A 24,297-nucleotide genomic window follows, 5' to 3' on the forward strand; every position below is an offset into this window, starting at 1 on the left:
CACGAGCCTGGAGGCGGGGCGTGACCTGGTGCAGGGCGCTGACGTCACGGCCAGCGCGGCAGGCCGGACGCTGGACCTGGTGGCCGACAGGTCGGTGACGATGGTTGCCGGTGTGGCTGCACAAGCCTCGGTGGTGCGCTATGAGGCACGCCGTGGCGACATCGTGGTGGGCGACATCACGGCGGATACTTCGATTGAGCTGATCGCGCCACGTGGCTCGATTCTGGACCTGAGCAGCGACAGCGGCGCGGTCAACCTGCGTGCACCCGAGCTGATTCTGGGAGCAGGCAATGCGATCGGTCAGGCAGGCAACGCGCTGGAAACAGCGGTGGACAAGATGGCGGCGCAGGCACGGGCCGGTGGAATCCACATCACCGAAACCGACGGCATGACCATCGACCAGGTGACGATCGGCTACGCCCGCGTGCAAACCGACGGTAGTGCCATCGCACAGTCCAGGGAGACCTTGTCCGGCCTGTCCGTGCTCGACGGTGGCGACATCGAACTCAACGTTCTTGCCGGAGATCTTCGACTCAACGCCGGTTCGGCCGGTGGCGCTGCGGTGTCGGTTCAGGGGGCCGGCAATATCCTGCTGAGTGTCCTTCAGGGAAGCGCCGCAGTGAACGCCCCAATCCAGTCGGGGTCGGGCCATATTGCGTTGAAGACCTACCGCGATATCACCTGGGGAAGCGAAGGTCGCTTCCAGAGCAGCGATCCCGCTGCCGAAGGCATATTGACCTTGGCACCTGTCGATCCGACGCAGAACATCGTGATTGGCACCGCCCCGACCAGCCCGGGCGACAACACCTGGTACTTCGATCCGCTGCAGCTCGAACGCCTCGGTGCCGGCTATGCCTCGATCGTGATCGGTGGTGACAACCATACAGGCAACATCACGATCGACGGCAGTGCCACTCCGGCCAGTTTCCTCAATCCGGTACAGATTCGTGCCGCAGCGCAAGCCACGATCGGCATCAAGGGCCAGGTCGATGGCGTATCGTTGAGCGTCTCGGGTGCCGCATCCGTCGCGATCGACAATGCGACCGTGACGATGAGCGGTGCAGACGGCATCTCGATCGCGAACCAGACCCGGATCGGAGGTCACGTCGTGCTCCAGGCGACATCGGTCAGCTTTGGCGGGGGAACGGGATCGATCCGAGCGGCTGCCTCCGATGCCAAGCTGGTCCTGCTGCCTCTGGATGCCACACAGGCCGTCGTGATCGGATCGCAGGCGGCATCCCGCGCTGGATTCCGAATCGACGCGACCGCTCTGCAGGCGCTGGCGGACGGCTTCGCAGGCATCGAGATTGGTCACGCCAGCCAGCAGGCGCAGTTGTGGGTCGAAGGCGAGGCCCGATTCTCTGATGCCGTCGTACTCTGGGGCAGTCAGGTCACCATGGCAGCTGGCAGTGCGATCATCAGTACGGGTGACGTGACGATAGCTGCCAACCAGCATGTCTTGCTCGGCGAGATCCGCGCCGTGGGTCGCACCGTCAGCGTGCGCACGCAGGCGCAGGATGCCGTGATCCAGTCGGTGCTGGGTTCGGACAAGGTCAACATCGTTGCGCAACAGTTCGTGTTGTTGGGCTACGGTCCGCTGCTCGGTGCGGCGGCCCAGGCTTTGCGGGTCGACAGCAGTGAGGTCAGCGTGCTGACACCGAGCGGCCTGGTTCAGCGGCAGACCCTGTCAGACGGTACGGTACGCTTTGTCGTGATGGTCAATGGCCAGGTTCATCACCAGCTGGTCAATGTCCATACGCAGGTGGTCGGCAGCGGTTCGGTGCAGGGCCTGGTGCTGCCGAGCATCCAGCCAACGGCATTCGCAAGACAGGTTGGCGCAATCGCTCAACTGCAGGTTGCCAGTTCGCTGTTCAGCAGCGCGTCTGCGTCGAGTGCATCGACGTCTGCATTCGCGGCATCGCGCTCAAGTGTCAGCGCCGTCGTGGCACCGCTGGCTTCCGCCGATATTGTCTGGCAAAGCAATTCGAACCAGGCAGACACCATAGACCTGGGCCGCTACCTGACGGATGCGTACTTGCTTGGCGATCCCTCGGTTCAGCCGGTCTCCGCCGGCATGTTGAGCCACGGAACCGCCTCGTTCAACTACTGGGTCGAGAACATTTCACTTTAATAACCATCATGAAAATTCTTCACAATCGGCATGTGTTGCGCCACGGCTATCTTCCCGCGCTGCTATCCGCTCTGCTGAGCGCTTGCGGCGGTGGCGGTGGCGGCGCCCAGGTTCCGCCCACCGTCGGTGGCCAGGTCCAAGGTTTTCGGCCCAACACCACGCTCAGCCTGGGGATCAACGGATTCGTCGAGAACTTCAGCAGCCAGTCGTACTCGGTGCCGCTCAATTTCAAGTTCTCGCAGTCGTTCAACAGCGGTGACAGCTACTCCGTGACGGTCGAGCGCCATCCGCAAGGGCAGATCTGCGCAGTCACCTCCCGCGCGACCGGCTACATACAGTCGTCCGATGTGACTGGCGTGCAGGTCGAGTGCCACGACACGCTACTGAACGACACCGGCATATCCCGGGCTGCCGACGGCTCCTTGCTGCTGCCCGATGCAGGGGACGGCCGAGATGCCCAGGCGAGCCGACTGACCAAGGTCGGCGCAGGCGTGCTGGGTTTCGATTTCACGAAGATCTGCTCCTCCGGCGATGTCGTTTTCTCAGACAGCTGCCCGATCACCCCGGCTTTTCCTCAGAACGTCTGGAGCTGTACGCGTGACAACGTGACCGGCCTGGTTTGGAGCCGGGACAGCCATGCCAGTGACGCCAGCGCCCCGGCATTGCTCTGCGGCAAGACGGGCTGGCGTCGCCCGACGACGCATGAGCTGCTGTCCATTGTCCACGCCGGCAAGCCGAGCGGCACCGCGATCGACACCGACTATTTCTCTGCCCAGCCTTCGGTGTTCCTGGCAACGGACAGCTATGTCGACGGCACTGCAGGCAAGGTCTGGGGGGTCGATTTCGGCAACCTCGGTGCTGCCAGCGGTATCACGCCAGCTGCAGCCGCAGCCGCATCGGCTCGCGTGCGCTGGATCACTGGAACGGCCATGCTCAACGACCCGTCTCCTGCGGTGCAGTCCTACCAGCGAACTCCGATCGGCACCGACTTCGTGCTCGTCGACACGCGCCGCGAATTGATGTGGCTGATACCGCAGAACCCGGCGCTCAAGACCTGGGATGATGCCGTTGCCAGCGTCGCCGGTATCAACTCGGTGCAACCCGGCGGTTACGGCGATTGGCGCTTGCCCGACCGCAATGAACTCGACTCCCTGGTGCTGCGCAGCGCGAAGAATCCCGCGCTTGATGCCGGCTTCTATGGCGACAACGCGACAACCTTCTCCCAGTCATTCTGGACCGGATCGCCCTACGTGGTCGACAGCCGCCTGGCATGGGGCATAGATTTCAGCTATGGCGATATCAGTCCCTACACCAAGTCCACCTCCGCACGCGTGATCTACGTCCGTGCACGTGTCTTCAACACGCCATGAGCCGCTCTGTGACGGGGGATCCGAGTCGATATGGTGTCGGTGTCGCGCAGTGCCTGTTGCTGGCCGCAGGCCTTTGGCTGAGCTGCCCGGTTCGGTCCGAGGAGGTGGCGCCTGCCGAACCGGTTTTTCCGACCAGCGGCGAGATCAGCATGGATCTGAACCAGATCGTGCAATGGGCCGTATGGCGCAACGCCGCTGCTGCAGCGGCCCGTCTGCAAGCCGATGCAGCCGGCAAGCTGTTGCAGTCGGAGCGCGAGCTCTACACATCGACGGGTTTCGTCCGTGTGCGCCGCGAGGGTTACGACCGTCCCAGGACCTATGAGGAACGTACAGTCAGTCTGACCAACATCGAGAAGACCAGTGCGCTCGAGCAGATCAGCTCGGGCGGCATCGGCGTGCGCGGCAAGCTGCCCAGCGGTGCCAGCTTCGAGCTCAGCAACGAACAGCGCCGGCGTCAGAGCAATCTGCTGGGGAGCACCGACGAGCGCGAGAACCGCGGCACGCTGACTTTCACCATCAAACAGCCGCTGCTGCGTGGTGCGGGCCGTGATGCGGTCGAAGCCGACCTTCGGGTGGTCGAGAAGGAGCAGCAGATCGAGCGACAGCGCTTCATCAAGCAATTGCTCGACACGGTAGGCGAGGCGGTCGGCACCTACTGGCAGCTCATCCGCTCGAAGCAGGCGCTTGCGATGCGCGAAAATGCGTTGCGCAGTGCATTCAGGTTGCGCGACAGCGTGCAGTTACTGGTCGACAAGGGTTTCGCGCCCCGCATCGAGCTGTTGGAGGCCGAAGTGGCAATAGGCAGTCGCCAGACCGAAGTGGCGCGCGCCGAGCAACAGCTGGTCGAATCCCAGTCACGCGTCTGCAACCTCCTGGACGTTTCCGCGCTCGAACGCATGAACTTGAAGTTCGTGCCCGCCAATCTGCCGGCGGAGGCTGCAATGGCCGATGCGCTGGCTGCGACGCCGGAGCCGCCGTCACAGATGCTCGAACTCTGGCCGACGTACCGAATCGCGAAACTGCGTGTCGAGCAGGAAACCCTGAGGCTGGCATACGCCCAGAACCTGGAGCGCCCGGACCTGAGCCTGGAGGCTGGGTACAATTTCAACAGCCTCGACAGCAGGCTCAGGAACAGTGTGCAGGATTCGCTGAGCAGCAAGCACCCGGGCTGGTTCGTGGGTGCCACGCTGGAGATGCCGCTCAGTGATGTCGGTGTGCGCTCCAAGCGCGAGGCCCAGCAGCTCAAGCTCGATGCGGTCCGACGCCAAATGCAGTCGGAGGCGCACATGGCTGAAAACGAATGGGTGACGCGCATTGCGCAGCTGCAGGCCAGCCGCAGCGAGCTGCGCCAGTTACGCCAGGAGGTCAGCAACCGTACCCTCTTGCTGCAGGCAGAGCTGGCGAACTATGAGCGCGGCCGCTCACGACTGCGCCTGCTGATCGAGGCGCAGGATCTGTTCAACGACAGCCAGCAGCGCCTGCTTGAAGGCGAAATCCGCTACCAGATCGCTGCGATGACGGTGCAGGTACTGGGCGGTACCCTGCTTGAGTCGTTCGGCGTCAGAGTGATCGAATGAGAACTGGCACTGCATTTCCGGGTGGCAAGCGATGAGCCGAACCTTCAGCGAATCCTGGCACCGCGTAGCCGATGCGCGCCTGAGCCTGCTGCCGACCGTGATCGTGCACAAGCAGCGCTTTCGTAGTCGGGACTGGTACTTGCTGCGTGATACCTATACCCAGCGCTTTTTCCGCATTACGGCTCAGGCCTATATCTTTGTCTCACGCTTGAGCAGCGAGCTCACCGTCGAGGAGGTCTGGCAGAATTGCCTGCGCGATCTGCCCAAGGAGGCGCCAGGCCAGGAAGAGGTGATGCAGGTCTTGTCACAGCTGCATCAGTCCAACCTGCTGTTCCACGACACGCTGCCTGACAGCCAGACGATTTTCCAGCGCTATCGCGACCAGCGCCGACGCGAGCTCCGAGGCAAGTTGTTGAGCTTTCTGTCGATACGCATCCCGCTGTTCGACCCCGACCGCTGGCTGTCGCGTCAGTCGGGATTGACCCACGCGCTGGTGAGCTGGCTGATGGCCGCCGCCCTGCTGCTGCTCGTCGTGTTCGGCATCGCCACGGCGCTGTCTCATTCGGAACGCCTGCTGAGCCAGACCGAAGGCCTGTTCGCGGCCGGCAACCTGTTCTGGCTCTATCTCTGCATCGCATCGATGAAGGCGCTGCACGAGCTCGGTCATGCTCATGTCATCAAGCGCTTCGGCGGCGAGGTCCGCACATTCGGCATCATGCTGATCGTCGGGATGCCGATTCCCTATGTTGATGCGACTGCCAGTTGGTCGTTCCGCGACCGCAGGGCAAGGGCCCTGGTCGGTGCGGCGGGCGTGATCGTCGAGCTGGCACTCGCAGCGCTGGCAGCCCTGGTGTGGGCGCATACCGGCCCCGGACTTGTCAACAGCCTGGCGTTCAACGTCATGTTGATCGGCTCGGTATCCAGTCTGTTGTTCAACGGCAATCCGCTGTTGCGCTTTGACGGCTACTACGTGCTGTCCGACCTGATCGACATACCCAACCTCTACCAGCGGGCATCCGCGCAGTGGCGCTATCTGGCTGATCGTTATCTGCTCGGCACGTCCAACGTCGAATCGACGGCGCAGGACCGCAGCGAATGGTGGTGGCTGACCGGTTACGGTGCGCTGAGCTTTTCTTACCGGATGCTGATCTTCGGCTCCATGCTGCTGTTGCTGGCAGACAACTGGTTGCCGCTCGCGATCGTCTTCGTGCTCATTACCCTGGTGGTGGGGGTTTTGCTGCCTGCACAGCGCTGGGCATCGCATCTGAGAAGTCCTGCGCTGATGCGCAACCGCCGCCGTGCGGTTGCGGTATCCGTTGCATTGGTCGCCATCCCCTTGAGCGTGATTCTTTGGTGGCCCTGGCCGAACTCGATCCGAGCTCCCGGACTGGTGGAGTCAATTGAAATCACGCGGGTTCCCGCGGCAGTGGCCGGGCGGCTCGACCGCATCGAGACGCCCCACGGTTCCGCTGTCGTTCCCGGACAGGTGTTGCTGCGCATGAGCAATCCCGCGCTTGAGCAGCAAATCGTTTCTGCACAAGCCCAGGTCAGAGAGTTCGAGGTGCAGCTGAACCTGGCGCTCGAGGGCTCTCCTGCCAGCGTCGCGGGGCTGGACAAGCGCCTGAACGTCGCGCGTGAACAGCTCGCGCTGCTGCTGAGCAAGCAAGTGGCGTTGACGATACGCGCCAGGCATGCTGGTATCTGGGTCGCCGATGGGCTGCACGAGAGGCTGCATAGCTGGCTGCCTCGCGGTGAGGCCGTCGGCGAGTTGAGCAACCCGTCCGGTCTGCGTTTCTCGGCGATCGTGTCGCAGGAACAAGCCAACGAGCTCTTTGCCCAGCCTCTGAGCGGTACCGAGCTGCGCATCAACGGTCAGGCCGCCGAGGTGTTGCGAGCGAGCCGTATCGTGCTGCTGCCCTACCACCGGGATCGTCTGCCATCGCAGGCGCTGGGCTGGCATGCCGGTGGAGTGATTCCGGTCAAACCCGATGACCCGGACGGCTTGCAGGCCATCGACTCCTACTACGAACTGCAGGCAGTCTTCGATGTCGCAGACCAGCGCGTCACGGCGATGCACGGCATGACCGGATGGATCAGGGCGCCGCTGCCACCAGCGTCTTTGTTCGAGCAGGGCCGGCGGGCGTTGTATCAGCTGTTGCAGAAACGCTATCGTTTGTGAATGACAGTTCGATGAGCAATAAACCGTTTTGCTGGACACCGCCGCGCAGCCAGAAAGCCGCTCAGAGCGTGCGCTGGAGCGATTGGTTGCGGCGATCCGAGCATCTGGCTGGGGGGATTCAGCGCCGGTTGCAGTGCGAGGCCACAGAAGTCGAAGTGATCAGGGAGTCCTGGCAGTCTCTCGATGACGAGGCGCTCGACGCGCAGCTGACCCGGCTGCGTATCGCACTGCGCTTGGAGAGGCAGGGCATCGACAGGCTACGCCGCTTGCGCATCGAGGCGCTCGCGGCGGTTTCAGTCGCTGCTCAACGCACGCTGGAGCGGCTGCCCTATCGTGCCCAGGTGCTGGCCGCGCTGGCCATGCACGAGGGCATGGTCGTGCAAATGGCTCCCGGCGAGGGCAAGACGCTGGCCGTGGCCATGGTGGCGGTGCTGCGCGGTTGGCGCGGTCTGCCTTGCCACATCATCACCTCAAATGATTACTTGGCACAGCGTGACGTCGAGCTGATGCGACCGATGTTCGAGCGCTGCGGCGTGCGTGCGGCGGCGGCAGTCCATGGACTGTCGCCCGAACAGCTGCGTGCAGCCTATGAGACCGACATCGTTTATGCAACCAGCAAGCAGCTTCTGGCCGATCACCTTTTCGACCAGATTGCACTCGGTGGTGCGATGCATTCGGGTCGGCGCCGCATTCGTGAACTGAAGCCCGATGGAAAGAATGTGCGCTCCCGCGGTCTGCACACCGCGATTGTCGATGAAGCCGACAGCGTCCTGATCGACGAGGCCAACACGCCCCTGATCATCTCTGCGCCAGAATCCAACAAGCTGTTGATACAAGCCGTGCTAGCGGCGCGCGATCTCGTCGAGCAACTGCTGCCACAGCGGGACTATCGCGTCGATCCGCAATTCCGCGACATCACGTTCACCGACGAGGGCCATGAGCGGATCGAAGAGATGGTGCACAGTCTGCCTGCCATCTGGCAAGCCCCGCAGCGGCGTGACGATTTGATACGCCAGGCGCTATCGGCACGCGATCTGTTCCTGCGCGACAGACACTACATCGTGCGGGATGGCGAGATCCAGATTCTCGACGAACACACGGGCCGTGTGATGCCAGGTCGCTCGTGGAGCTACGGGCTGCATCAGGCGATCGAGGCGCGTGAGGGCGTCAAGATCACATCGCCATCCAAGACACTGGCACGAATGGGGTTCCAGGAATTCTTCTGTCAATATCACCATCTCAGCGGCGCCAGTGGCACGCTACAGGGCGTGCGCTCAGAGATGTGGCAAACCTATGGTCTGCTGACTTTTGTGGTGCCGCCCCGTCTACCCAGCCAGTTGCAGGTAGTGAGTCCGCAGCATTTCGCCGACTCACACAGCAAATGGCAGGCGATTGTCGCGACCGTCGAACGGCTGCACCGGCAGCGGGTTCCGGTGCTGGTGGGAACGCGTCGGCTGTCCGACAGCGAGATGCTTGAGCGGCTGCTGGCCGAGCGAGGGCTGGCCTGCCATGTCCTCAATGCCAAGCAGCATGCACGCGAAGCCGAGATCGTGGCTGCTGCGGGCCAGCTCGGCCGCATCACGGTCGCGACCAATATGGCGGGCCGTGGCACCGACATCCTGGTCGCCTCCGAGGTCGCCGATACCGGGGGGCTGCATGTGTTGATGGTCGAGCCGCACGACTCGATACGCGTCGACTGGCAGCTGTTCGGGCGGGCGGGGCGCCAGGGCCAGAACGGTCATGCGCAGGCCTTCGTCGCGCTGGACGACGACTTGCTGGGCAGATATCTGCCGTTCTGGCTGGCCCCTGTGCGCGGTCTTCTGTCGCGCAGCCAGCATTGGCGTGGCCAGCTGATCTCGATCTTGATCGGTCTGGCGCAGCGCAACGCACAGAGAAGCGCTTTCCAGCAAAGGCGTCTTCTCCAGCAGCGCGAACAGCAGATCCGCAAGCAGCTGGCATTCAGCAAGGATGCCGCGGGATGAAACGCAAAGCCCCGCCCAGGAGGTCGCCGGGCTGGGCGAGTAGAAACAGGAAATGAAACATTCAATGAATCTGATGACTGAAAAACGGTCGAGTTACCGCGCATTGCAGCGATTCGCGCTGGCCGTACTCTGTGGTGCCATCCTGCCCGGTGCATCGTCACGAGCCGCGGAGTTCGTGGGCATCGTCTATCCGAAGCACGATCACATGCTGAGTGTCCACATGGCGGGCGTGGTGGATCGGCTGCATGTCAAGCTGGGCCAGCGAGTCAAGGCTGGCCAGCCGATATTCAGCCAGGATGTCCGACTGCAGCAGACCGAGCAACAACGTCGGCTTGTCATTCTCAACGACATCGCCGAACAGCGCGCCACCGAGCAGCGGCGCGCCATCCTGGAGGATCTGGTCACTGACGCGACGTTCCTCTACGAAACCGCTGGCACTGTCAGCCGCGAGGAGCTCCTCAAGCTGCGCATGGAGCTGGAGGCGACCAGCGGGCGCAGCGGGCAGCTGCAAGCGGCGAAGAAACGCGAGCAGACCGAACTGGAAATCGCCGAGCGCGAATATGAAATGCGCGTGCTCAGGGCACCGATATCCGGTGTCGTGACGATGCTCAAAGTCCGCCAAGGCGAATGGGCTGCACCGGGCGATGCGCTGGTACGGCTCGTCGATGACACCGACTGCGAACTGCGCGTCAATATCAGTCAGACCGCTGCACGCAAGTTGTCTGCAGGCGCACCCGTCACGGTTCATCTCGAAGACGCTGCCGTGCCTGGTCCCCAGGCTGGAAGAGTCATCTTCGTCGCCCCCGTCATCGATGCCGCGAGCGCTCTGGTCGAGGTCAGGGTGAAAATTCCGAATCGGGAACGGCGTATCCGCCCAGGCGTCAAAGCCAGGCTAGTGATGGATGGTGTGTCGTGAGCACCAGTCATCTTCCGTCCGAAGGGCCAGTCGCCATGCCAGCGGCAGCGTCGCCGGCCATGAGCGCAGAACAGCTGATCGAGAGCCTGCGCACGCTGCGTCAGCAGCCCAGGGATGCTGCGTTCTGGAGCCGGCTGTGCGTGTGCTTGAGTCAGCTCTGTCGCGCCCGCGCCGCGCTGGTGTTGCGCTGCTCCCAATCCGACATGTCATGGTCGCTGCTGGGGACGAACGCTCCAGCCGACAGTGCACTGCTGGTCCAGGCCAACACCCACATCGCCGAGCTGTCACCGCGCGCGCTTTCCCAGGGGTACGCGTACTCACCGTGTCCGAACGGCACGCTGGTTGCAGCGGTTCACCTGACGGACCCCGAAGGCCCAACGCTGCTGCTGCTCGAGATCAGTTCGCGCGAGCGCTCAGCAGTCAACGAGTTGCTGATCCGCGCACAACTGGTCGCCGACCTGCCCGCCAATCTGCCCATCACCTCCCAAGTGGCGACCGGGAGCCAGGCTCAGCATGAAGCATCCCAGGGGCTGATCGACCTGTTGGATCTGATTGCGCGAGTGATGCAGGAAGACGAGTTCGGTGCTGCCACGCTGGGATTGGTCAACCTGTTGGTCGGAGTGATCGGCTGTGACCAAGCTGTGCTTGGCTGGTCCGATGACGGACTGGTACGGGTGCTTGCGATCAGCCACATCGATCGCTTCGAACAAAAATCCGAGAATGTGCAGCTGCTTGAGGCTGCACTCGAGGAGGCGGTTGACCAGCGGCAAGACATCATATTCCCGACCCCCCCTGGTAGTCCGCTGGTGACGCTGGCTCACGACCGTCTTGCGCGTAGGCTCGGCTATGGTCAGCTCGCAACGCTGGTGTCCGACGATACAGAGGCCGTGCCCGAGCCGCAGCTGGTCCTGCTGCTGGGCCGACGCGAGGTCGGTTTCGAGTCTGGACAGCTGCATCAGGTGTCGGTTGCGCTGCATCTGCTCAGGCCCTGGATGGCCGTGCTGCGTGAGCGCTCGCAACCGCTGCCCATGCGCCTGCTCACGCAGGCCAGGATACGGCTGCGACGCTGGCTCAGCCCCGAGCGGCTTCGCTACAAGGCACTGGCATCCGCTGCCGTGCTGGCTTCGCTGGTGGTCGTCTTCGGCACCTGGACGTATCGGATCGAAGCCAGTGGCGAGCTGATGACTGACAGTGTGCAGGTTGTCAGCGCCCCCTTTGATGGTTACCTGGCGCAAGTGAACGCCAACCTAGGCGACACAGTCGATGAAGGCATGGTGCTGGCTGAACTCGATACCCGCGAGTTGACGCTACAGTCCACCGACCTGCAATCCGAGGTGCGACGCTATCAGGCGGAAGCCGACCAGGCTCGCGCCGCCAGTCAGGTTGCCGAGACGCAGATCGCGATGGCACGCATGGCGCAATCTCAGGCGCGCATGGAGCAGGTGATCTTCCAGCTGAAGCAGGCAAGAATTGCGGCGCCCTTCAGCGGCGTCATCGTCGAAGGCGAACGCAAGGAGCTATCGGGCAGCCCGATGCGTCAGGGTGACAAGCTCTTCCGACTGGCACGAATCGAGGGCTTGTATGCCCTGATTCACATATCGGAACGGGACATACGTGAGCTGCCATTGAATGCAACCGGGGAACTGCGCCTGCTCGGTCAGCCCGAACGTACCATCCGCTTCACAGCGGAAAAACTGGTACCGATCGCCCAGTTCAAGGGGATGCAGGCAGGTCATTTTGCGCTCAAGGTTAGGCTCGATGAACACGCTGACTGGTGGCGCCCTGGTATGGCTGCGCTCGCGCGGATAGAAGCTGGCGAGCGACGTATTATCTGGATCTGGACGCACAAGTTGATAGACACGCTGCACATGATGCTGTGGTGGTGAGGCGTCATGCAAGCGATGCTAATCGCGTTTTTGGCCAGTGCCGATCGGGCTGGTGCGACAGCATCACGGGCCAGAAATCGACCGATTTCCCTTGGCTACCGTGGTCATCAGTCCCCCCACCCGAAGTTTTAAAGTCTTCGTTTTGCTTCTCAATCGCTACATCTGCAGACGATTGATTACTGGCTCCGCAGCCTATTCGTGATGATCCTCTCTGTTCCACCTGCCACCGATCTTGCGCTGGATATCGTCGTGGTCGAAGACCACGATCTCGTGCGCGAGGAGCTGGTGATCTTTCTGCAGCGACCTGGCTGGAGCGTGCGAGGCGTCGATTGCGGCGATGCGCTCGACGACGCGCTGCGCCAGCATCCGGCCGATCTGATCGTGATCGACCTGAACCTGCCGGGCGAAGACGGGCTGAGCATCAGCCGGCGCCTACGCGCGGCGATGCCTGATCTGGGCATCCTGATGCTGACGGCGCGCGTGCTGTCGAGCGACAAGACAGCCGGCTACCAGAGCGGTGCCGATGTCTACCTGACCAAGCCCGCGAGTGTCGCCGAGCTGGAGGCGGTGATCCTCAGCCTGTCGCGGCGGCTACGCCGGGTCGTGGCTGACGGTCCGCGGCTCGATGTCACCGCCTGCCGCCTGTTGCTACCAGACCGACGAGCGGCCGACCTGACGCTGCTCGAATGCCGCCTGTTGTACGAGCTGGCATTGGCCGTGGAGCGCCAGCTGGATACCTCGATGCTACTGCACCGGCTCGGCAGCCATCAGGGCGCGACGAGCCGCAACCTACCCGTGATCGTGAGCCGCTTGCGCCACAAGATCCGCGAGAAGCTGCAGCTGCCCGACATCATCAAGGCAGTGCGCGGTCACGGCTACCGGCTGACGTTGCAGCTAGCACTGTATGAGTCGCCGGGCCGCGAAGCGCAGTGATGAAGGAACGGCCGGTTTGGACGCTGCCGATGCAGCGACTGTCGCGCTTGAACCGCTGGCTCAACGACTTGGCCGTGCTGATCCTGCTGGCGGGCTGCTGTCTGCCTCTGCATGGCGCTGAGCTGCCTCTCGAGCGGGCCTTCTGGATCGATGCCAGCGGCAGCACCAGTCTCGACGAGGCGCTAGTGCAACCGCTGCAGCCCGCCCCTGCGGTGCTGTCGCTGGGCTACACGCCCGCGGCAAGCTGGCTGCGGATCACGCTGCCGCCTTCCGAGCAGCCGCTCTGGCTGGTCGTGCAGCCGATCTACCTGGACCATCTGGCGCTGTACAGCCGCCCGCATCGGCCCGACGGCAGTCTTGGCGACTGGCAGCTCAGCCTTCTGGGCGACCACCACCCGTTCAGCGCTCGACCAGTCGCGACGCTGCATTACGCGTTCGAACTGCGGCCCTCTCCGACCCGCCCGACCGTCGTCTGGCTGCGCACCCAGACCAGCAGCGCCCATGTCGTCTACGCGACGGTCGAGACGACCGCCAGTCTCCAGCGCTTGGACTCCGTGCTGCACCTGGGCGTGGGCGTCTACATCGGCGTGGTGCTGATACTGGCGCTGCTGGCCCTGGTGCGCTGCGCCGTGCTCGGCGACACGCTCTGGGGGCTCAACGCGGTGCTGCATCTGCTGACCGTCGCCTGCGCGCTGGTATTTTTCGGCCTGCCCGCCAGATATCTGTGGCCTGACCAGCCGCTGAAGGCCGATGCGCTGTTCTCCTGCATGCTCTGCCTGTTCAACTTTTTCAACATCGGCTACTTCGCTTGGCTGGCGCGCGTTTTCGGAACGCCGCGCTGGCTGTTCCGGCTGCTGCTGCTGCCGCTGCCGCTGTTGCCGTTGCTGTTGTGGCTGATCGCCGCCGGCCACACGCGCGAAGCGATGTCGCTGAACGCGCTGGTCGGCTTGCTGTACACGCTGCTGGGCATGCCGGCCAGCTGGCTGTTCCGGATCGACGATCACCTGTTGCGCCGCATGGTGCGCGGCACCCACGCGATGCTGGGCCTGTACATCATCGTCATCTTGCTGTCGCTGCTTGGCGTCGGACGGATGACCGCGCTGCACCTCTATCCCGCAATGGGAATGAATCTGCTGGCCGCCGTGACGCTGTACATGGTGCTTAGCCGACGCGACCAGCTGGCGCAGCGCGAGCAGCAGCAGCTGCGCGAGCAGGTCCGGAGCACTTCGCAGCGGCTGGCCTGGGAGCAGCGGCGCCTGGCCGAGAGCGCCAGTTTCACCGGCATGCTGCTGCACGAGCTCAAAAACCCGCTGGCCTCGATCCGGCTCGCCACGCTGACGCTGCTGCGCGACCAGTTGCCAAGCGCCGAGGCCAGGGCGGCCCGCCTGGAGCGCATCGAGCAGTCAGTCGACGGCATCGACGCAGTGCTCGAGCGCTGCCGCCAGGTCGATCGGCTCGACCAGGGCGAATGGGAGCTGCAGCGCGTCGATGCCGATGCCGCCGCCCTGCTGCGCGACTGGGTCGCGTTGCTGCCACACCAAGAGCGGGTCGAGACCCGCTTGCCGCCCCGGCTGGACGTCCGGCTCGAAGTGGGTCTGTTCCACACCATCTTCGGCAACCTGCTGGACAACGCGCTGAGCTATTCGCCTCCCGGCTCCACCATCGATCTGGTGCTGAGCGAGCGAGCCGCCGCCGGACAGTCCCGCTGCATGATGCTGACGGTGCGCAACGCGGTCGGCAAGGCGGGCAAACCCGATCCGGCCAGGGTGTTCGACAAGTACTACCGCGCCGCGCACCAGACCACCGGATCGGGCCTGGGGCTTTTCCTGGTGCGGCGCCTGAGCGAGATGCTGGGCGGCAGCGTACGCCACCGCGTCGAGAACGAAGGTGAGCCTGATGAGCGCATCGCGTTCGACCTGGTGCTGCCCTGCGTCTGATCCGCGCAGCACACGATCCAGGTCACCGGCCGGGGCGTGAAATCGGTAAAGACCCACCCTTCCAGTGCGGTTGCCCAAGCAGGTGTTCGACGGCGAGACGCCGCATGTGCAGCAGCAGAGCCGCCACATGATGGCGGCGGGGCATGGTGGTTTCGGCAGTGTCCTCTGCATCCTGGGGACTGCGGCAGCCGAGATACCTGTTTTCTGCCGCAGGCAAGCCGACCCGGAGCCCACCTTGCAACGCAGGGCCTTCCAGCCAGCGTCCATGCCGCACGACCTGGGCCTGCCCAGCCTCTGGCGCAAGCCAGCCAGTCGCCTGAGCCGGTGGGCGGACAAGCTGCGGGCCTATCCTGATGCGATGTCAGTCGAACCCGGCCTCCAGCTCATCGACGATCAGCAGCATCTGGAGTCGAACCACAAGCTCATGCTCGCGGCTTTCGAGCGGGAAACCGCCAGTCCTGAAAGCGCGGAGCGCTACCTGGACCAGCTGCACACCCACCAGACCGATCCGGAACTGCAGGCCCTGCTCGGCCAGCTGAGCCTGATTGCCGGTGACCGAGCCGCGGCCGCGCGGCTGCTGGACTGGCTCAACCGCGATCTGTCGTCGGGTCCGGCCTTGTCACGACAGGCTGAGCAGGCGATCGAGGCGGCATTGCCGGGCCTGGGGGTGGCAGCTGGAGGCTGATGCCTCAGCTGACTTGAGGGGCAGGCGTTCGCAGCATGGGTTTAGTCGAGATGGACGACGGTTTCGTCCCAGGTCTCGCGTGCGTAATCACGTGCTGCGCATCTGGTCGCCAACAGCGAATCACCTCGCATCGCTTCACTGGCTGACACCTGCGCACTGCGCTTGGCGCGTCCCTGTCCGCCAGGGCAGGCCCTGAACGGTCGGTGGCGGCAGCGCAGCAGCCTGCGTCAGGTTGAGGCGTGGCGCCATATCAGCAGTATCAGGAAACCTAGGGTGGCGACCAGCAGCCACTTGAGCCACCGGACCTCGCCTTCAACCTCGCTCAATTGGTTCTTGATCCGGTCGATTTCGATCCAGGCGCTGTCTTCCCTACTGGTGTTTTCAGTCATGTTGTTGTATTAATTTTGTATCCATTATGGCAAATTTAAGAAAGTCAAAATGATTTTGATACTCGCCCTTCTGCGCGCCGTCCGTTCGGGCCTGGCTTTCGTGCCGTGGATCGAGTCGCGTGTGGCGTCTCGCCCCTGACGGGCTTCAATCCCTGACGCTTGCGCGCTACGCTTGCCTCCTGGGGGAAGGCTGCGCCATCTCCCGCCGCGCTGCGCTTGGCGTCCCTCTAGGTGAGCCGACCAGGGCAGGCCCGAAGTACGGTTGGGATCTTGGATCTGACATCCAGCTGTAACCATTTCGCTAAGTACGGTGCTTAAATCTGATTTTTTTCGGGATGCGCCTTGCTCCTCCAACTTCCTTTGCAAAATCTCTTAGATGCCCGCTGCTTGTCCTGAGAAGTTCTCCCGTCGCCGTGGTCGCCCACCTGCTTCGCAAGCCGGGCAGTTTGATGAACGCATACTGCAGGTGGCAACGTCTTTGTTCCTGGATCGGGGCTTTGGTCGCACCACCTTGGATCTGGTGGCACAGCATGCCGAAGTGGGCAAGTCCAGCCTCTACGCCCGCTATCCCAGCAAGGGCGCCTTGTTTGCGGCAGTGGTCAGCCGATCGATCCAGACCATGTTTGACCACTTGACGCCGGTGCCGCAGGGGCTGAATCTTGTGCAACGCTTGCAGGCGGTCGGCGAGGCACTGATCGAAGGCATGCTCCATCCGCGCTGTGTGGCGTTCATGCGCATCACGGCTGCAGAGGCAGATAACTTCCCCGACTTGGCCCTGACGGCGTACCAGGTCAGCTTTGACGGTGCCGTCCTTTACGTGTTGAAGGGACTTGGGGCAGCCAACCTTGCCGCTGCCGGTCCGGGGCTCACCGCACTGGCTCAGCGCTTTGTTGAGGTGGCGGTTCAGCCGCTGTCCTTTCAAGCAGCTTTCGGGGTGGATGCAGCGTTGCTGCGGCAACGCGCATCGGCTTGCGTGCGTGACGCCATCGAACTGTTGCAAGAGAAGATCGCCATGACAGATTGGGGGCAAGCACGGACATAAAGGACGATTTCGTCCATTGTTGTTAGACTGTGGGTGTTTGCTGTCAACGGAGACCCCTCATGTGCGCCTTGTTACCCAGATCACGGCTGAAGTGATGCACGATCAAAAGCATTTTTCGGACATCTCAAGCAAGGTGCATCGTCTGGAATTGATTTACGAGCAGCTCAGCCGTAACTACCCGACCTTCGACCAGACTGACGACCCCTGGATGACCAACGGTCTGTCCAGCACACCGTTTCGCTGCCTGGTTTCTGTCTGCCTGTCGACCATGACCATCACACCCCGAGCGGTCAAGGCCTGCGTGCCACTCTTCGAGCGTGTGTCCAACTTCGAGGAACTGCTGGCCTTGGATGACGAGGCGTTACGCACCATCATCAAGCCGGTGGCGCACTACAACCGCAAGACAACGAATCTGAAGATCATGTGCCAACAGATCCTTCAGGACTTCGGTGGCCGCATCCCTGATACCCACCAGGATCTGATGAAGCTGCAAGGTGTTGGCCGCAAGGTAGCTGACATCATGATGAACTTCATCTTTCACGAGGACACCATCGCCGTGGACACCCACGTGCTGCGCGTGCTGAACCGGTTGGACATAGTGCACACGTCTGTCGCCGAGGCCGCTGCCGACCAGATCAACGGCATCACCCCGGCCCACTACAAGCGGCATGCACATGAATGGCTGATCCAGCATGGCATGCAGGCATGTACCGCGCGCCGCCCGCGGTGCGGGGCCTGCTGTATTTCCGAGCTGTGCAGCTACCGCTGACCTGACGCAGTCACTTAACACGACCATGCCTGCCGTATCGGAGATCAGCCCTGCTGGGCCGCCAGAGGTGGTCTGGTTCAAACGCGACCTTCGCGTTGAAGACCATACAGCACTGGCACACGCGACGGCTGCAGGGCCGGTCTTGTGTGTCTACGCCGTCGAGCTGGACTACTGGCGCCAGCCTGGCACCAGCGATCGACAGTGGCAGTTCGTGCACGAATGTCTGCTGAGCCTGGACGCGCAGCTCAAGTCGTTGGGCACTGCGCTTGAAATTCACGTGGTGCCGGTCATCCAGATGCTGGACGCGCTGCACCTCCGACTGGGCCCCTTCACGTTGCACAGCCACCAGGAGACCGGCGGGCTCTGGACCTACGCACGTGACCGTGCGGTAGCAGCTTGGTGCCGAGATCATGGCGTGCGCTGGCACGAGTACCCACAGAACGGGGTGGTTCGCCCAGTGTCGCGCCGCGGTCGTCGATTCAAGGAACATTGGGATGCTTGGGCAACGGCGCCTCTGGCGCACCTACCGACCCAACCCTTGTGGCTCGGGCCTGCCAGCGGGCGGACGGTCTCGCTGCTGCCAACAGCCGTCAAGGCCGACCCTTTTCCGTGTGCTGGCCGGCAAAGAGGTGGCCTGCAGCCCGCCCGTGACCTGCTGGACAGCTTCCTGGCCGGCCGCGGGCAAGACTACGGCGCCCACATGAGTGCACCAGCCACTGCCGAGCAGGGATGCTCTCGCCTGAGCCCTCACATCGCTCACGGTAGCCTGAGCCTGCGCCAGATCGCCCAGACTGCGCTGCAGGCCCGCGAAGCCGCTCCGCGTGCGCACTGGCATCGCCAACTGGGCAGCTACGTGACGCGGCTCTGGTGGCACTGCTACGCATTGCAGGTGCTGGAGAACCAGCCCGCCATGGAGCGTCAGGCCCTGGTGCCCGAAATGGAACAGTTGCCACGCCCGATGGACAGGGCGCGTTTCGACGCGTGGCGACTCGGCCGCACCGGCTGGCCGATGGTCGATGCCTGCATGCGATTCCTCCACCACCAGGGCTGGCTCAACTTCCGCATGCGAGCGATGCTGGTAACGGTGGCGACGCACACCCTGTCCTTGCCCTGGCGGCCGGTGGCAGACTGGCTGGCAGAGCTGTTCGTGGACTTCGAGCCTGGCATCCACTACACACAGATGCAAATGCATAGCTGCATGGCCGCCAGCCCGGTGTTGCGCCTGTACAACCCGGTGACACAGGCCCGTGAGCTGGACCCGAACGGGAAGTTCGTGCGCCGCTGGGTGCCTGAGCTGCGGGCGGTACCCGACGACTGGATTGTCATGCCATGGGCCATGCCAGCGACAGCTCGGCACCGCTGGGGTCTGATGGGCTCGGACGATTACCCGGCACCACGGGTCGACTTCGAGCAGGTGCACCGGTCCGTCAAAGCCGAGATCGCCGCGCTGCGGTCCAGCCTCGACCTGCAGCCGGCACCAGGGTTCAACGAAAGGCCCCGCCAAACAGCACGGGCTCAGCGCACGGCTCGCGGGCTGCAGCAAGGGGAGGCCAAGCTGCCTGCGCAGCTCAGCCTGTTCTGAATTGACGATCACGCGCAAGTGCGGTCCACGCCCCCACACCTTGCCGAGCTGCGTGGGCAGTAGTCTTGCAAGACCTGAAATATGGATATGAAATTCTCAAGCCGAACCCTCCCGTTTCTTACCGAAGCTGGCCAGCAGACCGATCCGAACTGGCTTGAGCAGAACCAAGCCACCTATGAAGCCCATGTCAGGGGGCCCTTCATCGACTTGGCCGAGAGGCTCAAGGCCGCACTGCAGCCAAGCGTTCCGGACTACCACTTCCCCATCAAGGGAATCGGCAGGATCAAGAGGGCCACCCACCACGTGGTGAGTGGCGGCCCTTGCTTCAAGGACTGGCTGTCCATTTCGATCTCGAAACCCTCGTACTCCCGCTTTGAGCGCAACCCTCACCTGTTCTTCGGCATTCTTCCCAACATCCCGCAGTACATGGGGGTCGTGGTCGCAGGGGGACTGTTCATGCCATCCGGCCCACAACTGAGAAAGGTCAGAAGTGCCATTGCACAGGACGCTCGACTTTTTCATGCGTTGTTTGACGACCCCACTTTTAAGGCGCGCTTCAAGACCAACTTTTCGCGCGAGGAAGTGGCTTCTCGCCCGCCACGAGGGTTCGATCCAGATCATCCGGATATGGATTGGTTGAGGCTCAAAAAGTTTTTGGTGGTGAAGAAACTCACCAATGCTGAGTTCACCTCTCGGGACCTGGTGCCGGCGGTGGTGGAAGACTTCAAGCAACTGGTACGCCTCAATCGTTTCCTCGAGAATGCGCTCACATAGTCCTCGGCCACCACATCGCACCTCAACAAAAGTGGTCTGCCACAATGCTGGTCCAAATGTCCGCTTTGGGTCGCTATGCAAAGCTTTCTATAGCGACCCTGAACCGACATTCCACACGCTGCCAAAGCAGCCGTTCAAACGGACAGATCCCGCATACAGGGCGTTGCCTCTCTCAGCTCCTTTTGGCTCAGGACGTATTCGCTGTTGTTCACGAGCCGCGACACGACGAAGTCGATGAAAGCGCGTACGCGCGCCGGTTGGGCGTTGCGGCTGCCGTAATAGACGAAGTAGCTGTAGCGCTCGGGTATGTGGTCCACCAGCAGCGGCACCAGTTGGCCGGCCCGTATGTAAGGCGCCGCCGTCACGCCAGCCAGCTGCCCGATCACCTTGCTGGACAGCACGGCATGCAGCTCGATGACCTCGTCATTGGTGCTCAGCGCCGGCACCACGGTCTGTTCCACCTCTTCATCACCCACCTTGAAGCGCCAGGGCACCACCCGTCCGGTGCCGGTGTTGCGGTACACGCTGCATCGGTGCGCCGCCAAATCGGCCATGTTGTCGGGCGCACCGTGCAAGCGAAGGTAGTCGGGCGATGCGCAGATCACAAGCTGCACCGGGAACAGGCGACGCGCGATCACGCCCTCATGCGGTGAGTGGCCGAGGCGAAACCCCACATCCACCCGGTCCTCGACCCAGTTGCCCACCCGATCTTCCAGCTGCACGTCGGGCACGATGCCCGGATGGCGCTCGCAGAACTCGTCGAGCAGCCGCCAGAGCAGCGCCTGGAAGGTGGAGCGCGGCCCGACGATGCGCAGCGGCCCGGCGATCTCGTCCTTGGCCTGCCTGGCAGACAACAGGGCTCGCCGCAGACCCAGCAGCGAGGGCTGGGCCTCATCCAGAAAGCGCTGGCCTTCGTCGGTCAGGGCCATGGAGCGGGTGGTGCGGTGGAACAGGCGCAGGTCCAGATGCTGTTCCAGCTGCGCCAAAGCCTGGCTGGCCGCTTGCGGACTGATGTTCAGGGCGGCGGCGGTCTTGCGCAGGCTGCCGAGTTCGGCCGCCGTGACAAAGACCGAGATGGCGCGCAGTTCATTGATGGCCATGAGATTCCTTTGGCTGCGATTGTCCGTTATGGCTTGTTAATTCATCAAGTCTTTCAGCACTGTTCACCACCCAATCATCTTCCTAGACTGGGCGCCTTGATACGCTATTTGAAGGAACCCCTGATGAACCGATGGATGGCCGCCACCTTGGCTGGCTTGGTGCTGAGCCCCGCGACAGCGACAGAGCCTGAGCTGCAGGTCACCCGTGCCGGTACGCGCACGGAACGCGCCGCTTCCCCGCAACACTTCAGCGGCCAGGCGACGGTGGACATGCTGCATGTGGCTGCCGCACCGGCCCGCGCTTCCGTGGGCTCGGTGAGGTTCGTGCCGGGCGTTCGCACCGCCTGGCACACGCACCCGCTGGGGCAGACACTGATCGTGACGGCGGGCGTCGGACGGGTGCAGCGTTGGGATGGCCCGGTGGTCGAGATGCGGGTGGGTGATGTGGTCCACATCCCGCCCCAGGTCAAGCACTGGCACGGCGCTGCGCCGGGCAGCGCAATGACTCACCTGGCGATCTCGGAAGCGCTGGATGGCCAATCGGTGACCTGGATGGAGCCGGTGGCCGAGACATCTGCCAGCTCGGCCCCCGCTGCTGCGACAGCGGCAGCGCTTCAGCCCTCGCGTGCTCAGCAGCTGATGGGCGATGTGGCGCCCAAGCTGGCCCAACTGACCGACGAGGTCTTGTACGCCGATGTCTGGGCCCGGCCCGGCCTGTCGCCAAGGGACCGCAGCCTGATCACGGTCAGCGCGCTGATCGCCATGAACCGTCCCGACCAACTGCGCTCGCACCTCACGCTGGGCCGAACCAACGGTCTGACCCAGGATGAGATCGCCGAAACCCTCACCCATCTGGCCTTCTACACCGGCTGGCCCAACGCCGTCACGGCCACCGGCGTGGCGCGTGACGTGTACATCGGCAAGCCTTGAACCGGTCCGACCCGTTCAGAAAACCATCAGCACACCCGACACCATCATGGACCAAGTCACCCTCAACAACGGCGTCCGCATGCCGATCGCCGGCTTCGGCGTCTTCCAGATCCCCGATCCCGCCGAGTGCGAGCGCAGCGTGGTCGATGCCATCGACGCGGGCTACCGCCTGATCGACACCGCCGCCTCGTACCTGAATGAAGCAGCCGTCGGCCGCGGCCTGCGCGCCAGTGGTGTGCCCCGCGATGAGCTCTTTGTCACCAGTAAGCTCTGGGTGCAGCACGCGGGCTACGAGCGCACCCAGCAGGCCATCGACGCTTCACTGCGAAGGTTGCAACTGGATTACCTGGATCTGTACCTGATCCACCAGCCGTATGGCGACGTGCACGGTTCCTGGCGCGCGATGGAGGAGGCTTACCAGGCCGGCAAGCTGCGCGCCATCGGTGTCAGCAACTTCCACTCGGACCGGCTGATGGACCTGATGGCCTTCAACACGGTGCCGCCGGCAGTCAACCAGATCGAGGTCAACCCTTTCCACCAGCAGGCCGAGAGCGTGGCCTTCATGCGCGAACATGGCGTGCAGGCAGAGGCCTGGGCGCCGTTTGCCGAGGGGCGCAACCAGCTGTTCGAGAACGCTGTATTGCTCGAGATCGGTCGCAAGCACGGCAAGTCGGTCGGACAAGTGGTGCTGCGCTGGGTAGTCCAGCGCGACATCGTGGTATTGGCCAAGTCGGTGCGCAAGGAACGCATGACCGAGAACCTGGCCATCTTCGACTTCGCACTCGATGAAGACGACATGGCGCGCATCGCCACGCTGGAAACCGGCCAGAGCCGCTTCTTCTCGCACCGCGATCCGGCGATCGTGAAGTGGATGAGCGAGCGAACGCTCGACATCTGACCCTGTTCCCCCCTTTTGATGGAGCCCGACATGAACACCCAGAAACCCCGTCCACTGCAGGGCCGCCAGTTGCTGGCCACCGCCGCCACGCTGGGCATAGCCCCGTGGCTGCTGTCGGCCTGTGCCAGCGCCGCCCCACCTGCGCGCCCCTCGGCGCCACAGGCGGCCGGCTCGCGACGCCGGCTCGGCCCGCTCGAAGTCTTCCCAGTCGGCCTCGGCTGCCAGTGGCGCCCGGGTGCTACGCCGGGCGTGATCGTCGATTCGTACAGCAGCCGTTTTGACCGCACAGCCGCCATCCGCCTGATCCGCCAGGCGGTGGACCAGGGTGTGACCTTTATCGACACGGCTGAAGCCTACGGTCCCTTCCTGTCGGAGGACATCGTCGGCGAAGCGCTGCAAGGCATCCGCGACCAGGTGGTGCTGGAGACCAAGTTCGGCTTCGACATCGATCAGGTCACTGGCCAGCGCCTGCCCGGTGGCCGCAACAGTCGGCCCGAGCACATTCGCCGGGTGGTGGACGCTCAGCTGCGTCGTCTGCGCACCGACCGCATCGACGTGCTGCTGCAGCACCGGGTGGACCCGAACGTGCCCATCGAAGACGTGGCTGGCACCATCAAGGACCTCATTCGCGCGGGCAAGGTGCGGCACTACGGTCTGTCGGAGCCAGGCCTGCAGACCGTGCGCCGCGCACACGCAGAGCACCCGATGGCGGTGATCCAGAACGAATATTCCATGCTCTGGCGCGGCCCCGAAGCCGGTGTGCTGCCCTTGTGCGAAGAGCTGGGCATCGGCTTTGTCTGCTGGAGCCCGCTCGGCATGGGTTTCCTGGCCGGCGGGGTGAATACCGCAAGTCGCTTTGTGGCACCGGATTTCCGCGCCATCTCGCCGCGCTTCGCTCCCGAGGTGCTGCCCGCCAACATGGCCCTGGCCGATCTGGTACGCACCTGGGCCCAGCGCAAGAACGCCACGCCCGCACAACTGTCGCTGGCCTGGTTGCTGGCCCAGAAGCCCTGGATCGTGCCAATCCCTGGCACCACCAACGCGGCCCACATGGCGGAGAACCTGGGCGCTGCATCAATCGTGTTCACCGTTGACGAGCTGCAGCAGCTCAACGCAGCCGTGGCGGCCATCCGCATCCAGGGCGAGCGCCTGCCTGCAGCGGTGATGGCGATGTCGGGCGTGGAGGCACCGCCCAAGCGCTAGAGCGTGTTATGAAC

19 protein-coding genes are annotated in these 24,297 nt (G+C 63.5%); 17 read left to right on the top strand and 2 right to left on the bottom strand.

All coding sequences use genetic code 11. The annotated features are described in order from the left end of the window. From C6P61_RS17925 to C6P61_RS08070, 10 genes are all read left to right on the top strand, one after another. Positions 1-2,131 (top strand): translocation/assembly module TamB domain-containing protein (locus C6P61_RS17925; protein ID WP_170067341.1); only part of this gene is annotated, 2,131 nt, incomplete at its 5' end. Positions 2,132-2,139: 8 nt separating this feature from the next. After that, positions 2,140-3,501, top strand: coding sequence for an Lcl C-terminal domain-containing protein (locus tag C6P61_RS17650; protein ID WP_146114998.1), 1,362 nt, complete (start codon positions 2,140-2,142; stop codon positions 3,499-3,501). 149 nt (positions 3,502-3,650) lie between these two features. Beyond that, positions 3,651-5,078 (top strand): TolC family protein, encoded by a 1,428-nt coding sequence (locus C6P61_RS08035; RefSeq protein WP_170067342.1) that lies wholly within the window; start codon positions 3,651-3,653, stop codon positions 5,076-5,078. A gap of 31 nt (positions 5,079-5,109) precedes the next feature. Further along, complete coding sequence (locus C6P61_RS08040) at positions 5,110-7,257, top strand: efflux RND transporter periplasmic adaptor subunit (protein WP_105729415.1); 2,148 nt, start codon at positions 5,110-5,112, stop codon at positions 7,255-7,257. Positions 7,258-7,268: 11 nt separating this feature from the next. Next, the gene (locus C6P61_RS08045) at positions 7,269-9,239 is read left to right on the top strand and encodes a preprotein translocase subunit SecA (RefSeq protein ID WP_161125128.1); all 1,971 of its coding nucleotides are present in this window, start codon (positions 7,269-7,271) and stop codon (positions 9,237-9,239) included. A gap of 52 nt (positions 9,240-9,291) precedes the next feature. Continuing rightward, positions 9,292-10,155, top strand: a complete 864-nt coding sequence (locus C6P61_RS08050; RefSeq protein ID WP_105729417.1) for an efflux RND transporter periplasmic adaptor subunit — start codon at positions 9,292-9,294, stop codon at positions 10,153-10,155. Positions 10,156-10,190: 35 nt separating this feature from the next. Next, positions 10,191-12,041 carry an efflux RND transporter periplasmic adaptor subunit gene (locus C6P61_RS08055; protein WP_105729418.1) on the top strand — a complete coding sequence of 617 codons (1,851 nt, stop codon included), beginning with the start codon at positions 10,191-10,193 and terminating at the stop codon, positions 12,039-12,041. 249 nt (positions 12,042-12,290) lie between these two features. Then, positions 12,291-12,974, top strand: a complete 684-nt coding sequence (locus C6P61_RS08060) for a response regulator transcription factor (RefSeq protein WP_170067343.1) — start codon at positions 12,291-12,293, stop codon at positions 12,972-12,974. Positions 12,975-13,003: 29 nt separating this feature from the next. Further along, complete coding sequence (locus C6P61_RS08065; RefSeq protein WP_170067344.1) at positions 13,004-14,911, top strand: sensor histidine kinase; 1,908 nt, start codon at positions 13,004-13,006, stop codon at positions 14,909-14,911. A 64-nt stretch (positions 14,912-14,975) separates the two neighbouring features. Beyond that, entirely contained in the window at positions 14,976-15,596 is a 621-nt protein-coding gene (locus tag C6P61_RS08070; protein WP_146115000.1) for a hypothetical protein, read from the top strand. A 227-nt stretch (positions 15,597-15,823) separates the two neighbouring features. Here C6P61_RS08070 and C6P61_RS17930 read toward each other — a convergent pair whose 3' ends face one another. Further along, positions 15,824-15,985, bottom strand: coding sequence for a hypothetical protein (locus C6P61_RS17930; protein WP_161125124.1), 162 nt, complete (start codon positions 15,983-15,985; stop codon positions 15,824-15,826). A 466-nt stretch (positions 15,986-16,451) separates the two neighbouring features. Between C6P61_RS17930 and C6P61_RS08075 the strand changes: the two genes are divergently transcribed. The 4 genes from C6P61_RS08075 to C6P61_RS08090 all read left to right on the top strand — a co-directional run bounded on the left by C6P61_RS08075 (position 16,452) and on the right by C6P61_RS08090 (position 20,152). Continuing rightward, positions 16,452-17,027, top strand: coding sequence for a TetR/AcrR family transcriptional regulator (locus tag C6P61_RS08075; RefSeq protein WP_202428147.1), 576 nt, complete (start codon positions 16,452-16,454; stop codon positions 17,025-17,027). Positions 17,028-17,088: 61 nt separating this feature from the next. Then, positions 17,089-17,796, top strand: coding sequence for an endonuclease III domain-containing protein (locus C6P61_RS08080; protein WP_211296945.1), 708 nt, complete (start codon positions 17,089-17,091; stop codon positions 17,794-17,796). 25 nt (positions 17,797-17,821) lie between these two features. Then, complete coding sequence (locus tag C6P61_RS08085; protein WP_105729423.1) at positions 17,822-19,378, top strand: FAD-binding domain-containing protein; 1,557 nt, start codon at positions 17,822-17,824, stop codon at positions 19,376-19,378. 81 nt (positions 19,379-19,459) lie between these two features. Next, on the top strand, positions 19,460-20,152 hold the full coding sequence (locus C6P61_RS08090) for a TIGR02453 family protein (protein ID WP_105729424.1): 693 nt from the start codon (positions 19,460-19,462) through the stop codon (positions 20,150-20,152). Between the two features lie 134 nt (positions 20,153-20,286). Here the strand turns inward: C6P61_RS08090 and C6P61_RS08095 are convergent, their stop codons facing one another. After that, positions 20,287-21,252, bottom strand: coding sequence for a LysR family transcriptional regulator (locus tag C6P61_RS08095; RefSeq protein ID WP_105729425.1), 966 nt, complete (start codon positions 21,250-21,252; stop codon positions 20,287-20,289). Between the two features lie 123 nt (positions 21,253-21,375). Here C6P61_RS08095 and C6P61_RS08100 point away from each other — a divergent pair, with 123 nt between their 5' ends. Genes C6P61_RS08100 through C6P61_RS08110 form a run of 3 tightly spaced genes read left to right on the top strand, consistent with a single transcriptional unit; the run spans position 21,376 to position 24,283 of the window. Further along, the gene (locus C6P61_RS08100; protein WP_105729426.1) at positions 21,376-22,182 is read left to right on the top strand and encodes a (R)-mandelonitrile lyase; all 807 of its coding nucleotides are present in this window, start codon (positions 21,376-21,378) and stop codon (positions 22,180-22,182) included. A 46-nt stretch (positions 22,183-22,228) separates the two neighbouring features. After that, positions 22,229-23,080, top strand: a complete 852-nt coding sequence (locus C6P61_RS08105; protein ID WP_105729427.1) for an aldo/keto reductase — start codon at positions 22,229-22,231, stop codon at positions 23,078-23,080. Between the two features lie 30 nt (positions 23,081-23,110). After that, complete coding sequence (locus tag C6P61_RS08110; RefSeq protein WP_211296946.1) at positions 23,111-24,283, top strand: aldo/keto reductase; 1,173 nt, start codon at positions 23,111-23,113, stop codon at positions 24,281-24,283. Positions 24,284-24,297 lie beyond the last annotated feature (14 nt).

The sequence above is a fragment of the Malikia spinosa genome, from assembly GCF_002980625.1.
GTDB lineage: Bacteria > Pseudomonadota > Gammaproteobacteria > Burkholderiales > Burkholderiaceae_C > Malikia > Malikia spinosa.